Source organism: Streptococcus infantis (genome assembly GCF_047460875.1).
In the GTDB taxonomy this organism is placed as follows: Bacteria; Bacillota; Bacilli; order Lactobacillales; family Streptococcaceae; genus Streptococcus; species Streptococcus infantis_AA.
Window position 1 is genome coordinate 59,286 of sequence record NZ_JASHFI010000012.1, and the last position, 18,173, is coordinate 77,458.

The 18,173-nt window shown below is 37.9% G+C and carries 30 protein-coding genes, 1 tRNA gene, 1 rRNA gene and 1 other RNA gene; 5 read left to right on the forward strand and 28 right to left on the reverse strand.

The window, feature by feature from the left end:
- Nucleotides 1-58: 58 nt before the first annotated feature.
- The 22 genes from QM887_RS08445 to QM887_RS08550 form a co-directional block, all read right to left on the reverse strand.
- Entirely contained in the window at nt 59-244 is a 186-nt protein-coding gene (locus QM887_RS08445; protein ID WP_414271260.1) for a hypothetical protein, read from the reverse strand.
- Complete coding sequence (locus QM887_RS08450; protein WP_285388068.1) at nt 244-453, reverse strand: hypothetical protein; 210 nt, start codon at nt 451-453, stop codon at nt 244-246. The genes QM887_RS08445 and QM887_RS08450 overlap by 1 nt, the downstream gene beginning before the upstream one ends.
- Before the next feature lie 13 nt (nt 454-466).
- Nucleotides 467-631 carry a hypothetical protein gene (locus tag QM887_RS08455; protein ID WP_180948017.1) on the reverse strand — a complete coding sequence of 55 codons (165 nt, stop codon included), beginning with the start codon at nt 629-631 and terminating at the stop codon, nt 467-469.
- Between the two features lies 1 nt (nt 632).
- Nucleotides 633-971, reverse strand: coding sequence for a hypothetical protein (locus tag QM887_RS08460; protein ID WP_050259481.1), 339 nt, complete (start codon nt 969-971; stop codon nt 633-635).
- A complete protein-coding gene (locus tag QM887_RS08465) occupies nt 971-1,123 on the reverse strand; it encodes a hypothetical protein (RefSeq protein WP_180948016.1) in 153 nt (50 codons plus the stop codon). The genes QM887_RS08460 and QM887_RS08465 overlap by 1 nt, the downstream gene beginning before the upstream one ends.
- 380 nt (nt 1,124-1,503) lie before the next feature.
- Complete coding sequence (locus QM887_RS08470) at nt 1,504-2,904, reverse strand: virulence-associated E family protein (RefSeq protein WP_007518743.1); 1,401 nt, start codon at nt 2,902-2,904, stop codon at nt 1,504-1,506.
- The gene (locus QM887_RS08475) at nt 2,888-3,715 is read right to left on the reverse strand and encodes a bifunctional DNA primase/polymerase (protein WP_007518741.1); all 828 of its coding nucleotides are present in this window, start codon (nt 3,713-3,715) and stop codon (nt 2,888-2,890) included. Before QM887_RS08475 ends, QM887_RS08470 begins: the two co-directional genes overlap by 17 nt.
- An 11-nt stretch (nt 3,716-3,726) precedes the next feature.
- Nucleotides 3,727-4,119, reverse strand: coding sequence for a single-stranded DNA-binding protein (gene ssb, locus QM887_RS08480; RefSeq protein WP_007518739.1), 393 nt, complete (start codon nt 4,117-4,119; stop codon nt 3,727-3,729).
- Nucleotides 4,119-4,409, reverse strand: coding sequence for a hypothetical protein (locus QM887_RS08485; protein ID WP_007518737.1), 291 nt, complete (start codon nt 4,407-4,409; stop codon nt 4,119-4,121). Before QM887_RS08485 ends, ssb begins: the two co-directional genes overlap by 1 nt.
- The gene (locus tag QM887_RS08490; RefSeq protein ID WP_007518735.1) at nt 4,409-5,119 is read right to left on the reverse strand and encodes an ERF family protein; all 711 of its coding nucleotides are present in this window, start codon (nt 5,117-5,119) and stop codon (nt 4,409-4,411) included. Before QM887_RS08490 ends, QM887_RS08485 begins: the two co-directional genes overlap by 1 nt.
- A gap of 12 nt (nt 5,120-5,131) precedes the next feature.
- Nucleotides 5,132-5,446: a hypothetical protein gene (locus QM887_RS08495; protein WP_007518733.1), complete on the reverse strand. Its 315-nt coding sequence runs from the start codon at nt 5,444-5,446 to the stop codon at nt 5,132-5,134.
- 11 nt (nt 5,447-5,457) lie between these two features.
- On the reverse strand, nt 5,458-6,633 hold the full coding sequence (locus QM887_RS08500) for a DEAD/DEAH box helicase family protein (RefSeq protein ID WP_007518731.1): 1,176 nt from the start codon (nt 6,631-6,633) through the stop codon (nt 5,458-5,460).
- On the reverse strand, nt 6,602-7,066 hold the full coding sequence (locus QM887_RS08505; RefSeq protein ID WP_007518729.1) for a hypothetical protein: 465 nt from the start codon (nt 7,064-7,066) through the stop codon (nt 6,602-6,604). Before QM887_RS08505 ends, QM887_RS08500 begins: the two co-directional genes overlap by 32 nt.
- Nucleotides 7,066-7,425 carry a hypothetical protein gene (locus QM887_RS08510; RefSeq protein WP_007518727.1) on the reverse strand — a complete coding sequence of 120 codons (360 nt, stop codon included), beginning with the start codon at nt 7,423-7,425 and terminating at the stop codon, nt 7,066-7,068. The genes QM887_RS08505 and QM887_RS08510 overlap by 1 nt, the downstream gene beginning before the upstream one ends.
- Nucleotides 7,425-7,907 (reverse strand): siphovirus Gp157 family protein, encoded by a 483-nt coding sequence (locus QM887_RS08515; RefSeq protein WP_007518726.1) that lies wholly within the window; start codon nt 7,905-7,907, stop codon nt 7,425-7,427. Before QM887_RS08515 ends, QM887_RS08510 begins: the two co-directional genes overlap by 1 nt.
- Nucleotides 7,900-8,622, reverse strand: coding sequence for an HNH endonuclease signature motif containing protein (locus QM887_RS08520; RefSeq protein WP_025172825.1), 723 nt, complete (start codon nt 8,620-8,622; stop codon nt 7,900-7,902). Before QM887_RS08520 ends, QM887_RS08515 begins: the two co-directional genes overlap by 8 nt.
- A 13-nt stretch (nt 8,623-8,635) precedes the next feature.
- Nucleotides 8,636-8,866: a hypothetical protein gene (locus QM887_RS08525; RefSeq protein ID WP_007518722.1), complete on the reverse strand. Its 231-nt coding sequence runs from the start codon at nt 8,864-8,866 to the stop codon at nt 8,636-8,638.
- A 1-nt stretch (nt 8,867) separates the two neighbouring features.
- Nucleotides 8,868-9,146, reverse strand: a complete 279-nt coding sequence (locus QM887_RS08530) for a hypothetical protein (RefSeq protein WP_101785632.1) — start codon at nt 9,144-9,146, stop codon at nt 8,868-8,870.
- 10 nt (nt 9,147-9,156) lie between these two features.
- Entirely contained in the window at nt 9,157-9,414 is a 258-nt protein-coding gene (locus QM887_RS08535) for a hypothetical protein (protein WP_007518717.1), read from the reverse strand.
- 4 nt (nt 9,415-9,418) lie between these two features.
- A complete protein-coding gene (locus tag QM887_RS08540; protein ID WP_250315590.1) occupies nt 9,419-9,592 on the reverse strand; it encodes a hypothetical protein in 174 nt (57 codons plus the stop codon).
- Complete coding sequence (locus QM887_RS08545) at nt 9,589-9,861, reverse strand: hypothetical protein (protein WP_007518714.1); 273 nt, start codon at nt 9,859-9,861, stop codon at nt 9,589-9,591. The genes QM887_RS08540 and QM887_RS08545 overlap by 4 nt, the downstream gene beginning before the upstream one ends.
- Before the next feature lie 74 nt (nt 9,862-9,935).
- A complete protein-coding gene (locus tag QM887_RS08550; RefSeq protein WP_001112860.1) occupies nt 9,936-10,127 on the reverse strand; it encodes a DNA-binding protein in 192 nt (63 codons plus the stop codon).
- Between the two features lie 297 nt (nt 10,128-10,424).
- Between QM887_RS08550 and QM887_RS08555 the strand changes: the two genes are divergently transcribed.
- The 4 genes from QM887_RS08555 to QM887_RS08570 all read left to right on the forward strand — a co-directional run bounded on the left by QM887_RS08555 (nt 10,425) and on the right by QM887_RS08570 (nt 13,637).
- Nucleotides 10,425-10,808, forward strand: a complete 384-nt coding sequence (locus tag QM887_RS08555) for a helix-turn-helix domain-containing protein (RefSeq protein ID WP_007518712.1) — start codon at nt 10,425-10,427, stop codon at nt 10,806-10,808.
- A gap of 2 nt (nt 10,809-10,810) precedes the next feature.
- A complete protein-coding gene (locus tag QM887_RS08560; RefSeq protein ID WP_007518710.1) occupies nt 10,811-11,569 on the forward strand; it encodes an ImmA/IrrE family metallo-endopeptidase in 759 nt (252 codons plus the stop codon).
- Nucleotides 11,570-11,701: 132 nt separating this feature from the next.
- Nucleotides 11,702-12,373, forward strand: a complete 672-nt coding sequence (locus tag QM887_RS08565; RefSeq protein WP_414271261.1) for a zinc ribbon domain-containing protein — start codon at nt 11,702-11,704, stop codon at nt 12,371-12,373.
- A gap of 127 nt (nt 12,374-12,500) precedes the next feature.
- Nucleotides 12,501-13,637: a tyrosine-type recombinase/integrase gene (locus tag QM887_RS08570; RefSeq protein ID WP_250315587.1), complete on the forward strand. Its 1,137-nt coding sequence runs from the start codon at nt 12,501-12,503 to the stop codon at nt 13,635-13,637.
- A gap of 79 nt (nt 13,638-13,716) precedes the next feature.
- On the opposite strand, the gene ffs is transcribed toward QM887_RS08570, so the two are convergent.
- Nucleotides 13,717-13,816, reverse strand: an RNA gene (gene ffs / locus QM887_RS08575) — signal recognition particle sRNA small type.
- Nucleotides 13,817-13,848: 32 nt separating this feature from the next.
- A complete protein-coding gene (tadA, locus tag QM887_RS08580; RefSeq protein WP_060954984.1) occupies nt 13,849-14,316 on the reverse strand; it encodes a tRNA adenosine(34) deaminase TadA in 468 nt (155 codons plus the stop codon).
- A gap of 303 nt (nt 14,317-14,619) precedes the next feature.
- Between tadA and QM887_RS08585 the strand changes: the two genes are divergently transcribed.
- Nucleotides 14,620-15,162 carry a hypothetical protein gene (locus tag QM887_RS08585; protein WP_414271262.1) on the forward strand — a complete coding sequence of 181 codons (543 nt, stop codon included), beginning with the start codon at nt 14,620-14,622 and terminating at the stop codon, nt 15,160-15,162.
- A 633-nt stretch (nt 15,163-15,795) separates the two neighbouring features.
- On the opposite strand, the gene QM887_RS08590 is transcribed toward QM887_RS08585, so the two are convergent.
- From QM887_RS08590 to rrf, 4 genes are all read right to left on the reverse strand, one after another.
- Nucleotides 15,796-17,082 (reverse strand): adenylosuccinate synthase, encoded by a 1,287-nt coding sequence (locus QM887_RS08590; protein WP_371607963.1) that lies wholly within the window; start codon nt 17,080-17,082, stop codon nt 15,796-15,798.
- A 232-nt stretch (nt 17,083-17,314) separates the two neighbouring features.
- Entirely contained in the window at nt 17,315-17,551 is a 237-nt protein-coding gene (comW, locus tag QM887_RS08595) for a sigma(X)-activator ComW (RefSeq protein WP_414271263.1), read from the reverse strand.
- Nucleotides 17,552-17,968: 417 nt separating this feature from the next.
- Nucleotides 17,969-18,042 (reverse strand) — tRNA-Asn (locus QM887_RS08600).
- A 5-nt stretch (nt 18,043-18,047) separates the two neighbouring features.
- A 5S ribosomal RNA gene (gene rrf, locus QM887_RS08605) occupies nt 18,048-18,163 on the reverse strand.
- Nucleotides 18,164-18,173 lie beyond the last annotated feature (10 nt).

Consider the following 18,173-nt stretch of genomic DNA (forward strand, 5'->3'; position numbering starts at 1 on the left):
TTCTCAATTCAAAACCAATTCCATACAAAAGCAAATCATTTTGAAAATCAACGAATGCTTAAATCATCTCAGCTTCTTGAAAGTCGTATTCCTCGACCGTACCCAAGAAATCGTCAATATCATCTCTTTGTACACTTCCATATTCTGTCTTTGTATGTTCAATGGCTGATTCATAGCCATCTACATCAATTGTGTAGCAGATTCTGCCACTTGAATAATCATATTTATAATTCTTGATAATCATCACTCCACCTCCCCAATAATATCCAATACTTTCAAAAGTTTATCTACTGAATTTTGAGTGATAGAAATATGATGTTCTCCTAAATTGTAAGGTGTTCTTAAAAACAAGATATTAGGGCCTAGACAGATGCGACTAATATCATCTATGTTGATAAGCTCATCTTCAGTATGTCCTCTATAACAAGATTGTATTTTAACAAATTTTGTCATTTATTCCACCTCCTCAAAGCGCCCATCTATTTTTGGACTTATTTATTTTAAAAATGGGATTTTTCTTTTCTTTTTTCTTCTGCTTGTGATAATTGCTATCTTTGTTGAAGATAATATCTTCATTTTCAATCAGTTCAGGAATGAAGTATTTAGATGGGTGTCGTTCAGGTCGTTCCATATTACCACCTCATATATAAATATTTCATATCAATATCTTGTTCTAAAATACATTCTTTCAGTGACTTTAAAACTTCTAAGGCACCGCTGACTGTTCCCCATCTATTTTCAGGTTCATACTGCACATACTTTTCAGGGTACCGCTCTAATTCAGATATACCGCGCTGGATATTATCTAAAATGTCAGCAATGTTGTATGTAGTGTCTTGGTCAAAATCCCAATCCATAGCAATTCTAAACATCTTACCGAGATTGTAGGTCGGAGAACTATATCTAGGTTCAGCAATACAAATATAATCTCCACTCTCTATTTTCGCTAAGATTTCCAAATCATAACTCATTACTCCATCTCCTCCATCTTTACTTTATACATTCGTTCCCCTCGATACTTGCTCTCAAGTTGAGCCTTGCATTTAGTAGCATCTCCAACTTTCTTAAAGAAGTGAGTTTTATCTACCATATTGTCAAAATATAGTGTTACTGTATATGACATTTCTTCTCCTTAATTTATTAAAAAATATGTTTGTTTAATGAATATTTTTTCTAAGGTTACAGGTTACATCACTTTTTGAAAAACATATTTTATAAAAAACAAGAATGCTGTTATATAAACGTTTATAGCACTTGCTATTTTTACTTATTAAATATTTTATATAAATGATGTAACCTTACTAATAGACACCCTAAAACATCAGTAGTATCAAGGCTTTAGGAGGGTTACATCACTTTTTTTAAAATTTAATCAAAAATAGCACTTAAACCATTGATATAACTGGTTTTTCTTGCGGTTACATCAATGATGTAACCTGATGTAACCGAAGCACGATTTTTGACCATTTTTTCACCCAAAAGGTTACATCACTTTCACCGAAGTTACATCACTTCTGTTTGTATATTTTTTCTAAAATATGCACGTATTGTCTTACCTTTAACCTTCTTTATTTTGTATTCCCAATCCTGATTATTGTCCATAATCAACTTGATCTTCCTAGCAATCTTTTCACCTCTCGCGCTATCGATATCAAAGACATTCTTTAATATCTGTTTGGCAGACACACTCGATTGAAGCTTCACACCTTCATATAGCAGACCGGACTCATTGCGATAGCTACCATCATTGAAGTAGCACCAGGTATATTGATGTTGCTGAGTGACTGAGAAATCTTCCCATTCTTCTGGAACCAACATTTCAAGATAGTCGTATACTTGCGATTCGGCTTCATCTTTATAAGTGAAGCGCTCCTTATAGACCGCAAGCTCATTTTCGAACTCATCATCAAAGGTAAGGATAAATCCTTTTTTGTAAATAGCGACTGCTTCACCCCAAAGCTGGAGCACATCATGATCGGTCATATCAAATGGCTTGACAAACTGCTGGCCTGCATCCACCAGCACAGGCAGAAAGCGCCGCTCGCCAGTCTTGTCTCCCAGGTACTCAATTTTATTGCTGGTCCTTGCGATCACAAAGTTTTTAGGGAATTTTTCGGCCCTTCGACCGTAGGATCTACGGAAAGAAAGTTCTGTTTTAGTCACGAAAGCTTTTAACTCATCAAAAGTGGTCTTCCTGGAAGCAACCATCTCATCGTCGTTGACAATCAGTGATTTCAGCATAATCTCATAGTTGTCCTTGTCCATAAAATCTTTAGCCGAATCCGTGTACCAATCAACAGCTATCTTTTGCAAGAAAGTGGTCTTACCAGCACCTTGGCCACCGACCAAATCGAGCGTGTAGTCAAATTTAACCCATGGATTAAAAACCTTGGAGACGGCCCCAACAAAGAACATGACGGCTATTTTTTGAACGAAAATACTGTCCTCGGCACCTAACCAAGTTTGAAATACCTGGGCAAGTCGTTCTTTATGATCCCATGACTCATAAGCATTTTCCATATATTCTTTAACCGGATTGTAGGTTTTTTCTGCAAAAAATGCTTCAATACCATCCCTTAATGCTCCAGCCTTGAAAACTGTCTTGAAGTGATTCTCCAAATATACGCTTAGGTAGGATTCAAAGGCTGAAGGTAGCTGCCCCTTCCTTAACTGGATAGCATCCAGTTTTACGTCCTCTACGATTTCGTGTTCACCAGTAAATTCATTGTGTCTGAGAAAGTCGTTGAGCTTGTTATCGCTCTTCATTGCAAGAAGAACATTTCTAGGACTGTCAGCCACAATAGATTCAATTTCAATCTGTTCACCTTCTTCATCTAAGATTTTTTTCTTTCTGCGCGAAAATTGCTTGATTGAAATATTCGTAACATCACCTATTATGGCCACCCCCCCTCATGTGTTTCTTGATCATCGATTCGACAGTCCTACTTAATTCTTTGTGACTAAGAGGTTCTACTGAATTGTTATTGGCTGTTTCTGCTAGTTGCAGTATACAGTTCGGCTCCACTGACCTGCTCAAGAGTCCGCCTACAAATTTTGCAAGTGTATCATTTCTGCTGCCTTCATCTCCGAAGCCTAGAACAACCATTTCAAATAATTCGGTTGTTCTGTTTCGTTTGCCAGCACCTTTGCTGATTTGATAGTAGATATTATCCAGGTCACTACCAGAGTTCTTTTTGTTGTATTCCTTCTTGATGGCCATTACAAGAGATCGACTAGCCGTGACCATAGTGCCACCCTCTTTGGACTTTTTCTTGTCCCAAGCATAGACACCTTTGGAAGTTTTAGACGGAGCAACCAGTACGTAATTATTTGGATGTGCTTTGATATCCACACCAGGCAGAAATCCAATCATCTGGGTCATGGACACATCAGGATGTTTAAAATAAAAAATATGTTTACCGCCACTAGCTGTCTTTGCCTGCAGTGTTGGAGTTATCAAGTTCAGATGCTCCCAATTAGCCAGACTCTCATAGCCATTAGCCTTTCCGTGCAGGTCCACATCGATAACGAAGAATTTATCAGTCCGAACAGCAATGTTGCTATCCGGATACTGACTCCAAAAATCCTCAATTTCTTGCGCAGTCATAGCTGGTTTATCAGCAAATTTGATCATCGGTTGCTTATTTGAAGGACTAATAGGAATAACCGAAAATCCTTTTTTTTGATAAGCCAAGGCATGTTCTTTCATTCCCATTTAGTAACTCCTTAGAATGGTAAATCGTCGTCTTGAATATCCATCGGGTTGTCATTCCCAAATGTATCATTCGAACTTTGTTGATTACGACTTTCCAACATTTGGAAATTCTCAGCCACGACTTCTGTCACGTAGACACGTTGTCCTTGCTGGTTATCGTAACTACGAGTCTGAATACGGCCTGTCACCCCGATAAGTGAGCCTTTTTTAGCCCAGTTTGCAAGATTTTCGGCTTGTTGGCGCCACATAACGCAGTTGATAAAGTCAGCCTCGCGTTCGCCATTTTGACTCTTGAATGTACGGTTTACTGCAAGAGTAAAAGTCGCAACTGCTACATTTTGCGGTGTATAGCGGAGTTCAGCATCACGGGTCATGCGCCCTACAAGTACAGCATTGTTAATCATTATTTTATTACCTCCAAAATTCTACTGAACGTACTCTCATGAAATGAGTATAATCCAGGGTTATTTCTCTTCAAAGGCTTGATAATTTTAGTAACAATTTCTTTTAAGGACATATCTGAAATTTCAAGCCAAAAGAAATCGTTCTTAGTGTAGTTGTAAACACAATCAATTTCTCCGTGCTTATAACATACACCCCAAATCTCACCTTGATGCTGATAGACTAGGATCTTATCATAATAATCAATCTGTAATTCAATCGGACGTTTGCGCCCCAGTTCCGTATATCCCATTACTCAATACCTCTTGCTTTCTTCGCATCTGCTATAATCTTCTGAGCTTCCTTCAATCGATCAGCTGGAATGCTTTCAGGTTTATCAACACCCATTTTATCGATGAACCATTTTCCAATTGTTGCAGCAGGACTCCCTGTAGCTTCAGCCATATTTTTGAGTTCTGTCCGAATGGTTTTAGCCTGTGCTCCTGTAATTGTTTTGGCTCCGTTACTTTTAGCTGGAGCATTAGCCGGTTGCTTTTGCTGGCTATTTGTTTTTTGAGCTGGTTTTTGCGACGTACGGCCTGCTTGGCTATTCTGATTATGATATTCATCCGTGTCAGGATCCTTATTGTCATCGATCATAAAAAGTCCGTTTAGGGCGTATTTTCGGGCGTAGCTGGATGCAGCACCTGTAACTTGACTACCATCCATCCCTTTTTTGCTATCATCTTCTCTAGCATAGGCTGTAGTCCCAATAGTTTCACCAACTGCATATAGAGTTGCTGTTGCTTCGACATAGTACCTGTCACCGATTTGTACAATTCCATCTTGTAAAATCAATACTGCATCGTGTTCCTGCAAGATTGGCTTCAGCGCTTCTAGGATGTCCTCTGCGCTTCGATAGCTATATTTCCCAAAACTGTTATACTGTCCTTTTGGAGCAACCAAACTCTGCTGGATACTCTGTAAAGTGACAAAGATTGGGGATTGTTGTTTTGTTACCATACATCTCCCCCTTTATAAGTTTCTCAATAGATCAAGCAAACCAGGCTTAGTATTTTCACGCTCGATTTTTGAAACATCGCTACCATTTGGATAAGTAAGTTCAAATGTGGCTTTAACCCGAATAATCTCCATTCCGTGTACCTTAGCCAATGATTTTAGAGCTGTTTTCTGTTCAAGATAACAATCATATGGCATTGTAAGAGCACCTCGAATATCATCCACAAAACCGGCCTGAGTAGCTAATGAAGAACGTTTGTTCTTGAGTTCATTTAAAAAATGTCCGCTTTGTTTGTCACGCATTACAATATAATCACTTGAAAGTTTCATTTTGATTCTCCTTAAAAATAAAATTCAATGACACGCACGTCATGTTGTTGACGGCTGCCTGTTACTCGCCATAAAAGTTGGCGATAATCGTCATAATCTCCATCAGATGGATTAACAGGGTCTAAGACCACAATAGTTTTAAATTTATGCTGAAGGCCATCAACTCCTACACCTAAAACCTGACTTGTAGCAACCACATTTGTCTGTTCTAAGGAGTCCTTCTTGTCTCCAGTCCAAATACCAATTTCTGGGTGACGCTCTCTGATGACCTCTACAATCTGCTTGGATTTGCTCACTATCAGCATTTCTGTCCTGCTTGCTAGTAGAAGATCCAATTGAAGTAGCATTGGAGTATCTGCATTAACTGCTTTCAATTTTGGAAAGTCAACCTCAAAACCAGTCTGGATTAAGTATCGTTCGAAAGTTTTTCGGCCAAATGTCTGTTTTGCCATGGCATACTTACCATCTTTTCCAACAATATTCAATTTTCTAAATTGTTCTAATTCCTCCGGATTAGCAGTTAGACACCAGATAGGTTCAAATACAACCTCAAATCCGTTGTTCTCTTCCGCTTCTTCAATGGCTTCTACTTCCTCCCAGCGGAAGAAGTTAGGCAGATTGCTTACATAGTTTTCATAGTCTCGGAAATCATCCCATTCTTGCTTAGAATAGCTGAACTTGGAATATTTCATTTTTCCATGAGCCAGTTGCCAGTTTTCTCTTTGATTAGGATCAGCCATCCCAAAAAATGTTTTTTCCAGAGGGTAGAAGTTTTGCCCCTTCTTCCTGATCGGGGTTGCTGATAGTCCAACTGTATAGCCACGTTTGACCTTGCGATAAGCCTTCACGTTGGCATCACTAGACATGTTCTGCCACTCGTCAATAATGAATACATCACACTCAATAGACTCACCGCTTGCAAGTCTGTTCTGCAATCTACGGTCCGTCATCGTTTCTAATTCAAAATCAGTGTCGTATCCTAGATTTTGATAAGTGCTATTCCATCCGTTCAGGATAGCTAAACGATTATTGATAACCAGGACTTTTTTTGCTGACTTGTGCTTTGCTATTTCAAAAGCACAGATGGTCTTACCACGGCCGCCGTATGCCTCAAGAAAGATCCCAGGACAATTACGGTCGCTACGTTTAACTGCTTCAGCTTGCCATTTGCGTAATTCGATTGCCAATGTCCACAATCACCTCCTCGATGTCATTCCGTTGGGCATAGAAGAGCCCGAGCCTTGCTGCTGCCCTCACATCATTGTGATGGCTCTTGTCAAAGTTCCACAGCCCAAGAGCTTTCAGCAAGTCATTTGGTATATCTGTCTGATAACCTGCGTTACGCTGCAGAACCAAGTCCGGATAGCAAAGTTCAATGGCTGCAATAGTTTCTACAACCGAGTTGTCCCTGGAATAATCATTGTCCCTAACTTCGAATTTTTCAACGACCACTATGTCGAATTCAAGACTACGACCAATCTCTTTGAACCAGGCTTTGAAGTTTTGGGCACCATAAGGGACCACCCAATAATCAACCAGCTTTGCATTATCCAAGAGTACAATCCCTGTTGTACTGGTTTCAATTTTGTTGCTTGATGGATCAATTGCTAAAATTTTCATCAAACACCAACTTTCTCAGTCAGCACTCCTGGATAAAGGGCCGTGTTAAACCAATTTTGTTTATTTACCTTTGCAAAGGCAAATAGCGCCTTAATTTCTTTTGCTTGTTTTTCGAATCTTCGAATATCTTCCTCGGATTCAAAAATAGGTTTTTCCTTGTATTTAGCGACTGTGACCAGTTTGTACTCCGGAGTAAATACCGGTTTTTCATTTCCTTGATCAAGATTTGTTTCGTCTACTTTCACAAAACGAATCGCAACATCGAATAGAAATCCTTCTGTAACAAGCACTTCAATTGATTCTGGTCCAATAACAACTGCTAGCGAATCTGTTACTCGTGTTTTGTTCATCAATTCCATTACTTAATCACCAACTTTTCCGTCCTAATGAGCTCGGCTCCTTTGACTTTCTTGCCAGATTTAAGTAACTCTTTGAGTGTTTTTTTGTCCGGCGCAAGCGTCACTTTTTTTGTAAAATATTTTTTCGGAAGGTCATCTTCGTTGACCTTGACTGATTCTGGATTCTTAGCAATTTTTATAATCAGGGCACCACTCTTGACTTCGGTTTGACCTGTGACATTCATAGCTGCCATAATGTTATCCTTGACATAATCCAGCTTTTTCTGTGCCGCCTGTTTCTTGGCTTTGAAGCTCTCTTCCTCAGCCTTGTACATGTCCACGTCAGCTTCTAGATTCTTGATAACATGGGCATATCCTTCTGCTTTCTGTTCGAATTGTTCTTGCCAATCGATGGCCTCAAGCGTGTCTGCTTTTGTTTCGTCATCAATATCCATTTGATAAATTGTCAGGAACTGACCTGTTAGTTCGTATAAACTAGCCATTTTTTTCTACCTCTCTAATTTTATTTATAAGTTTTGTTAGTCCAATACCAGATTTGGTCAAATCAGCGTTGGACGTAAATAGATGATTTTGATTCATTCTAGCAATTTCGTTCTTAGATAAACATGCCAGGTTAGAAATATCATAGTTTGTTTTATCACCGTCCAGAAAAACGATTGAGTACCCTTTTGGTATTGGTCCGTGATGGTCCTCCCAGACTTTACGATGTTTCAAGACCCATTGATTAGGTTCTCCAATCTTTTCTTTCGGATAACCGTCTGTTGTGTAGTTGATAGTGCCGACAGGCACATAATTCGGAGGTCGATTACCTTTTTTGAACTGCCCGCTGTTTTTTGGCATATTTGGGTATTTCTTCCCCTTATTGTGGGGAGTCTGACCTTTCTCGAATCTTCCTGTCAAACCACTATGTAGATTATTATTTCTCCGATAACTCTTAATCTGTTTCTCAGTCAGTGATAATCCGAATTTTCGGTTCATTTCATTTGCGACATCACGAGAAATCTTATTTTTTTGGATGGACACAAGGTAGTCATGTTGCTCCTTAGTCAGCAATTTACCTTGATAAGCTTCGCCGACAAGCAATCCTAGACGTTTGCGTACGCCACCGATTTGACTCTTGTTATAATTCGTACCAAATTTTTCATTCAGCAACCTGGTTACTTCAGGAGTTAAACGACCAGGGCATATTTCATGCATGTATTTGGTGTACTCATCCTTCCAGCAAAGCGATTGGGGCATTATCCTCACCTACCTTATCTTTGAACTTCTCGGCATCTAGCGCCAACTGGCCAGCTTGTAGGATTTGACCTGAGATAGCGACCATCTGTTTTGATCGTTGGAGCTCGGTCTTTAATTCATCAGCAGTAAGATCCCTGTCGTCCAATGTTTCCAACTGAGCAAAAAGAGTATTGGTTAAATCTGTCAATTTATTTCGGACCATTTTAAACTCCTTCTTCTACACATTTTGCGAGTCCTACAGGCGGTTGCACGTCGTACGTAAATTGTTTATCTGAATTTCTCAGATTCATACGAGCGATGTTGTTGAACTGATTCCGCCCCTGTTGGTAAACCTCAATGATCGCTTTGTCTAGAATTTCTTGTTCTTCCACTTGCCTTTTTCTTTTCTGCTCGTTGTTTTCAATGACCATCAATGCTACAAAAAAGCAAATAAAGGTTGTTGCAAATCCGAGTAGTTGGCTCATTAAAGTTGGTTCTGTCATATTATTCTCCTTAAAACACACTTAAACCTTGTTTTTCCCAATAAGAAATATATTCTTGTTGTGCTTGTCCGTTATATCCACACGCATGGAATGCCAAGCCGTGATTACTATCACTTTCTTTTTTGTCTAACAAAACTTCTAGTTCTGATTTGACGAATTTTTTTAACGCTTTAAAATCGCCACATGGATAAAAAAACTCGTACCCATCAATTACCAACTGCCACACCCAACCAAGGGGCGTTTGATTATAGATGTATTTGATTTCCATTTTTCTATACCTCTAAAAGTTTTTCCAAGTCAGCAATGCGCTGATAAAGTATTTGTTTTTCTTCTTGTGCTGCAATCAATTCTCGGTTTAAGTCCAACGCAACCAATCGCCAGTCGGTGTTGACTTCGATTTTTGTTGTGTTGAAAAACCATTTTGTGATTTTGTCTAGTAATTTCATCCGACTGACCTCATTTTCTTGCTTTTCACCATTTCTTTTTCCCAAGCTTGAGTCCCACGATATTGCAGATAAGCATCAAAACCTTTAATCGTGACAAGCTGGCCATCATTCCTAAGATGCTTCTGTTGGCTAGGTAGCTTCTTCATCTCGCGTCTCATGTCTCCCGCTTGTCGCTTTGAGCATCCAAAGATGTGTTCCAATTCTTCATCATTAGCAGAGACTTTTTCAATGATCACATCTTTAATTCTTACAATTTCAACTGCTTCCATTTTTGCTCCTTTCGTGTTATAATTCAGTTAGTTATTTTGATTAGCGCCTGACTTCTGTTAGGTGCTTTTTTGTGCTACTCAATCCCGTAATCTTCAATCACCTGAAGAATAAAACTGTTCGCTCGTGGACCTTTTGTTGTTCCACTTAGAATGTTTGTCACTTCCTGTCGCTTAAAGCCGTAAGCAACCGCTAGAGTTGCTTTTTTGATCCCTTTCTCTTTCAAGAAAGCATTAACTCTTTCACGACCATTTGCGATATCTGGCATATACGTCCCTCCCTCTTTACTAATTTGTAAATAAGAAACAACTAAAATTTTAACTATTTTTCTGCATTACACTTGACAACTCACACCAAATCGGCTAAAATGAAAGCATAATAAAAACAATGATAAATCTATAAATACCGTTCGCCAAAACATTTTTTATGATTTATTTTCTTAGTTGTTTTTTTAGTTGTAACTTACTTACAAAAAACATTTTACACCTTTTGGGATAATTAGTCAACCTTTTTACACCAAATTTGTTAAATTTTTTTGTAATGTCTTAGAAAGGTTGATTTAACAATGTTTGAGACATTTGAAAAAATTAAAGAATTAGCAAAAAAGCGTGGAAAAGCTCTTGGACAAGTCGAAGAAGACTTGGGTTATGGCAGAAATACACTGTATAAGATAAAAAACTCTACGCCAAATGCTGAACGTATCGCAGAAATTGCTAACTACTTCAACGTATCTACCGACTACCTGCTCGGACGTACGGATAATCCGACTATTGCAAAAGATGACAAGGCAAATGAATATCTTGGTCCAGCTGAGACTGAACTTGTCGCAGCGTTCAGAAATCAGACCCAGAACATGACCGAGGAAGAAAAGGTTCGTTTTAACAAGGCGATTGAAAGCTTGATGGTAACTGCTAAAACCCTGATGGACGATGACAGTAAGTGGAGGTAATTATGGCTAGAGAAATTATTTCCCGTAGACAGTACATCCAACACTGGGATTACGCTGTCCCGGTGATCGAAGCAGCGTCTCGACAGAATAATATTTCACTTGAACAAGTTACTTTTCAGCACATCATCCGTTACTTTGAACAGACTTACAACCTTCATTTTATCTTCTTTGAAAAGGACCCGTTTCCTATGCTCCCTTCAGCCGGTCTACTTAGTTCTGAATACATTAAATATCGAGGGCTTGTCAATAATCCAGATGTTACTTACTTGGATGATATCATCTGTAAACACAATGACGGCTTTACCATTTATAGCAAAGAAAAAGAAAAGTACCTTGTTTATATCAATCAAACACATATCAAAAGACGGATTATCTTTACCATTTTGCATGAATTAGCCCACATCGCTGCCCATTTTAGTACGGGTCGTTCTGATGAGGTCGCCCTGGCTTGCGCTAACAACTATCAGAGCAATCCGCTAGAGATAGAAGCTAACACTATGGCCTCTCTCTTTTATATCAATAATGAGCGCATGGTCTGGCACCTCAAAAACAAGCACTCGTACGAGCAAATTAAACAAGCAAATACAATCAGTGATAACGCTCTTTTTAATCGATTAGTTGATTTTGTTCATTATCGGATATTGAGCTATGATGAACACTTATTAGACGACCAACAGCAACGACGAGTAGCTATTGAACTTGTTACAAAATACAAACAAGGGAACAATATCTTACAACAATATTATGATATTGATGTATAATGCTAAAAGCAGATGTGATAGCTGGTACATTGTAGCGAGGTATTGAAAAAAATAAAAACCCATAACCTCGTCGGCTATGGGTAAGAAAAAAGAGTATGAAATTTTTAAATAGTTATTGTTTTGGAGGTTATTATGAAATTTTGTCCTGAATGTGGCAATCCAGTAGAGGGTTACAAGTTCTGTTCAAATTGCGGTTATTCTATTGCTAACCAAGAACCAACCGAACCAGCTCAGCCAGTCGATAAACCGGCTTCTCCATCTCCTGCTCCACGAAGTAGAAAAACGGACAAAGTTGGACCGCTTGAAATTGATAGGTACAATCGCACTTATCGCATCCACGGTGCCCAAAAAGCAAAAGGCTCATCTGGTCTAGTTGGTGGAGCAATTAAAGGCTCGGTAAAAGCTACACTTGCGGTTAGTACAATGGGGTTATCGTTAATACCGTCATTGGTAAAGAAAGATAAGAATGACACTGATTGGTATTCATTCGAGGATTTAGTATCCTATGAATTGATTGTAAATAATCAGACTGTTGTTTCGGGTGGTGTTGGTCAAGCTTTGGTTGCAGGCGCTATGTTTGGAGCGATTGGTGCTGTCGCAGGCGGTATCGTATCTAAACGAAAATCAACTACAAAAATTTTGAACATGACAGTCCGTGTGACCTCAAACGACTTCACCAAACCAGTCATATTCATTGACTTGATAAAAAAACCAGTAAAGAACACTTCGAAAGAGTACAAAGAAGCAGTTGAAAACGCTCAACGGATCATGGGAGCCTTGGACGTTATCGTTCATAATTCGTAAATAAAGAATCCCCACACTCGTCATCGCCAAATTTTGAGTGTGAGGATATCCTGTATAAGAAACAACCATTCAAAAGGTCGTTTTCTTATACCCATTTTATCAAAAAAGTGAGGTAAAATCAATGTGGATGGAAGAACTTCCCAACGGGAAATACAAATTTTTTGAGCGATACAAAGATCCATATACTGAGAAATTAAAAAAAGTTTCAGTAACCATGGAGAAGAAAACTCCCCAGGCAAGAAATCAAGCTGCCATCTTGTTACAAGAGAAAATAAATCAAAAATTAGGAGAAAAACAACATTTTGTTTCTGATATAACTTTTGAAAAACTATATGAGGAATTTGAGGAAAATTGGAAACACGGTGTTAAAAACTCAACCGTCTACGCTTCAAAGAATGTTAAAAAAGAGATTTTAAAGCAGATAGAGGGCGACTATTTAGTTAGAAACATTGATAGACGATTATTGCAAAAAGTGATAGATCAGCTATTACAAGATGGAAGGTCTCATAACTATGTTTCTAAAATCAAGTTCAAGCTTAATCAGATAATGAAATTCGCTGTCAGAATGAATTATATTGATACAAATGAAATGCTATTTGTTGAAATGCCTAGAAAGGTAATTACAACTGAAGATCTCAGAAAGAAAAATACAAAATACTTAGATCAGAAAGAGTTTAAGTTGTTCATCCAAAATTTAAAAGAAGAGGCCCTATGTGATTATCGAATTACAAAGTATATCCGAATAGCCAAAGTTCTTTTTCTTACTGGCATGCGATATGGAGAGCTGGCTGCCTTAAATTACAAGGAGGATATAGATTTTTCTAAAAAGACCATTCACATCAAGCATACATACGATTTCAGACAAAAAGAGAGAACTACACCAAAGACAATCAAGTCTGATAGGGTTATAACAGCACCTCAAAAAGTGTTAGACATCATCAAAGAGCAGATAATAGAGAATGCGACAAATGGATTTGATACAGATTTTATTTTTATAAATACTTTAGGAGAGCCAATAACAAATGCTCGGGTTATTGGTGCATTGAAAAGACATGGCCAGAAAATTGGCATAGATAAGAACATCACTACACATATGTTCAGACACTCTCATATATCCCTACTTGCTGAATTAGGTATCCCCTTGACTGCTATCATGGACAGAGTAGGGCATAGCGACTCAAAGACCACACTAGAGATTTATTCTCACGTTACCCAAAAAATGGTATCAGACATATCTAGCAAGTTAGACAAGATAAAATTTTAAATTGTGCCCCTCGTCTGCCCCTTTTTCTTATACAAGACAAACAAAAACCCCTTAAAGTGTTGATTTTTAAAGGGTTTTTAAAGTGCACGAAAAAAGAGCACACAAATTCACACTCGCTTAGGGCTGCTGGATTCCTCCCCTGACCCGCTTCACGCAGAACTGTTGCTCCATTAGTTATTATACCACATTTCCAAAGATTTTAAAAGAGAAATTATTTTTTCCGTCGATTTCTGAAAAATTCCTGCATAATGCCTGCACATTCACTCTCTAAAATCCCTGTTTCAACCTCTACACGATGATTGAGGCGCTCATCTGTCAAGATATCATACAGACTTCCAGCTGCACCAAATTTCTGATTTTTAGCCCCATAAACTACCTTAGGGATACGAGCAAGTCCAATCGCCCCACTACACATAACGCAGGGCTCTATAGTCACAAAAAGTGTGCAGTCGAGCAAGCGCCAGCTCTCTTCCCTCAGATTCGCATTCTCGATGGCCATAATTTCCGCATGCATGACCGCACGTTGCAACTCCTCACGTGCATTGTGCCCCCGACCAATGATTTCTCCGTCCTTGACAATCACACAACCAATTGGGATTTCATCATGCTCTAAAGCAATCTCCGCCTCCTTTAGGGCCTCTCTCATAAAAACTTCTTTTTCTTCAATTGTATAATCCATAACTTCTCTCTTTTCTCGCCTATCAATTCTATCATTATAGCATGTTTTCCTAGACAAAAAAAGACCTCTATAATATTTGCAGAAACCAACTTTAGATAGTATTCAATCTCTGGTTTGTAGAAATAATGTTATAAAAAGAGTATAATAGTAGCAAAATTGAGAGAAACATTAGAAATCATGAACTAGAAGTAATGGAGACAACTGATACAAAATATCCAAATCTGTCGGAAGATTTTTAACTATAAGTCTCCAAGAGATGATTATCCTGAGATTTAAATAATAAACAAGATGAAAGGGTAAATAATGAAATTAGAATTTTTACAGGATGAACCAAAACTTACCTTGATGTTTCCATATAAAAATACATTTAATAGAGTATGGGGCCCATCCATGATATCTATATCTGTTATGATTCTCTGGATTCTAAAGCGTCTGATGACTTACAATACTGATTTTGCAGACAAGATTGTTATGGCGGTAGCGCTGATTTATGCTCCACTTCTTATATGGTTTTTAGGCTTTTCTCTCTTCATAAATGGAGTAAAAGTAGAGATTTTTAAAAACAATACTGTTCAGTATTATACCTATAGCAGTAGAGGTCACAGCCTATTACATTATCAATTTAGACTTCAAGATATTGAACAACTAACCATTAAAAAGCGTCCCTTTAACTGTGTAAAGCTAACCATCAAAATTAAAAATCCTGTTTGTGTGGCATTACATGGGGAAAAAAAAAATAAGCTAAAAAGTGTCAGTATCATCACAGATAAACTAAAGGCCGATGCTTTTATGCACGAAATACAGCAATTTCAAAGTGATAAATCAGATAATCAAGTTATCAACTAAGCTGATTCATATAAATTCAAGTTTGTCTAACTTACAAATTCTCAAGAAACTAGTTCACTGATGAGGTTGGGACAAAAGTCCTAGCCTCTCAATTGTCTTTGGATTGTCGAGCAAGACGCAGTGGTTGAGTGGGTTCTACTACGCTGATTTCATCAGCTTTTACAGCCCTACTCAACTGTGCGGAGGTGGAACGACGAAATCGAATTCTAACGAATTACCGATTTCTATCCCACTCTCATTTTTGTTTAGTTATGAGCCTGTGATCTATTGGCAAATTGAACGATTTGTTGGTATTTTATAATTCAAAAAACTCCTTCTACCAAAACTTCTTTTCTATTTCCACAACCTTAACTAATCAATCTACCGAAACGTTGAAATCTCGTAGATCTAGTGTTACCAAATTCAAACTTGTATAAAGATTTAATTCCCACTGTTTTTTCTTCATATACTGCTTTCAAAAAGACACCCAGATAGGACTTAAAAAATGACAAAAAAGCCACCGAATGCGGTGACTTTATAGGGAGATTATTATGAAAAAGAAAAGTTTAGGATATTTGTTACAACAAGTTAGGAGGTCTTCTTGTAACTGTCTATAGTATACCTGACCTGTCTTAAACAAATCTTAAAAATCTCTTATGACCAAACACTTTCTAAAATATTTGTTTGTTCACGACCAGGACCTACTGAGAAAGTAGAGATGCGAACGCCGACTAATTCGCTCACACGACGAACATAGTTACGTGCATTTTCAGGAAGATCTTCCAAATTGCGAACACCAGTGATGTCTTCTGACCAACCTGGCAATTCCTCATAGATAGGCTTGCAACGTTTCAATTGCTCAAGACTAGCTGGATAGTAGTCGATACGTTGACCATCAAGATCGTAAGCCACACAGATTTTCACTGTGTCTAAACCACTCAAAACATCAATAGAATTTAATGACAGATTAGTAATACCAGAAACTCGACGACTGTGTCGCATCACAACTGAGTCAAACCAACCCACACGACGTGGACGACCTGTAGTTGTACCATACTCATGACCTACTTCACGAATGCGTTCTCCCACTTCATCAAACAACTCAGTTGGGAAAGGACCATCACCAACGCGACTTGTGTAAGCTTTACATACACCTACAACCTTGTCAATCTTGCTTGGACCAACACCTGAACCGATCGTCACACCACCCGCAACAGGGTTTGATGACGTAACAAATGGATAAGTACCTTGGTCAATATCTAGCATGACACCTTGGGCACCTTCAAATAGGACACGTTTGCCATTATCGAGCGCATCATTTAAGATAACCGAAGTATCTGTGACATATTGCTTGATTTGTTGACCATATTCATAATATTCTTCAAAAATATCATCAATTGAAATAGGGTTGCTTTCGTACAATTTTTCAAACAAACGATTCTTCTCAGCAAGGTTACGTTCTAAACGCTCACGGAAAATCTCCTTATCCAAAAGATCTGCGATACGAATTCCCACTCGAGCAGCCTTATCCATATAAGCTGGACCGATACCCTTGATAGTAGTACCAATCTTATTTTCACCCTTAGCTTCTTCTTGCAGACGGTCTAACTCGATGTGGTACGGCAAAATAACATGCGCACGATCAGAAATACGTAGATTATCTGTTGTAACACCTTCATCATGAAGATAGCTCAACTCTTTCACAAGTGACTTAGGATTTACAACCATCCCATTCCCAATGACAGAAATTTTTTCAGGGAAGAAAATCCCAGATGGAATCAAGTGCAACTTAAATTTTTTACCATCAATCACGATCGTGTGACCTGCATTATCACCACCTTGGTAACGCGCAATCACTTCTGCATTCGCTGAAAGGAAGTCAGTAATCTTCCCTTTACCTTCATCACCCCACTGGGTACCCACTACAACAACTGAAGTCATAATCTTGTCTGAGCCCTTAGGCTCTTCCTTTCTCACATACATGGCAGGAATCTCACCTGCAATTATATCTTACAATTTATTATAATAAAGATTCTCTATTTTTTCAAGACCAAATACCTGAAACATTAGGAATTTAGAGAAAATTGAAAAAATCATATTGAAAAAATATTGCAAATTTTTATTATGATAAGATAAAACAATAAAATTGTTCGGAAATAACGATAAATAAAAATTAAACTAGAACATAATCCTTTGAAATTAACAACTGTTCAATGTACAAACGGTAGCAAGCTCTATAGTGGTAAGAAAATAAAGGATTCATAATATCAAACTTGTACCGAACTAAATAATAGAGTAAAAATCGAAGATGAAAAACTTCCCACTCTAAATCATTATCTACTAAATAACTATATTCCTTTTCAATAACATCATAAAAATCAAGATATTGTTCATAAATCTGTTCAATCATTTTATTTGACTCCATTTCTATTGATAAAATGAGTATAACAAAAAAATAGAAGAAAATGGGAAGCTTCTTCTATCATGTATCACTATGAATAGCCAAATAAAAAAAAGATAAAGAAAACTCACAGATCAGGTGCACAATACTACATTTAAAAAGAAACAAACTGTGATTTCTGTAATGAAGGGAAATTACTGTAAGAACTATGGTAGCTTACTTGTTTGTAAAAAAACTTATAAAAACTATAATGATCACACCAAAAACTCAAATAGAGATTTACTTCTGAAATCTATTAAAGATATTACAGAATTACTTAGAATAAAAGAATTAGATATATCAAGAATTAGTAAAGAGACAACTAAAAAAGGGTCAAGTTGACCCTTGAAAGACAAATAAAAAAACGTTCCTTAGAACGTTTACGTACTCCGCCAGTAGGACTCGAACCTACGACATCATGATTAACAGTCATGCGCTACTACCAACTGAGCTATGGCGGATAAAAGCTAAGCGACTTCCTTATCTCACAGGGGGCAACCCCCAACTACTTCCGGCGTTCTAGGGCTTAACTTCTGTGTTCGGCATGGGTACAGGTGTATCTCCTAGGCTATCGTCACTTAACTTTGAGTAA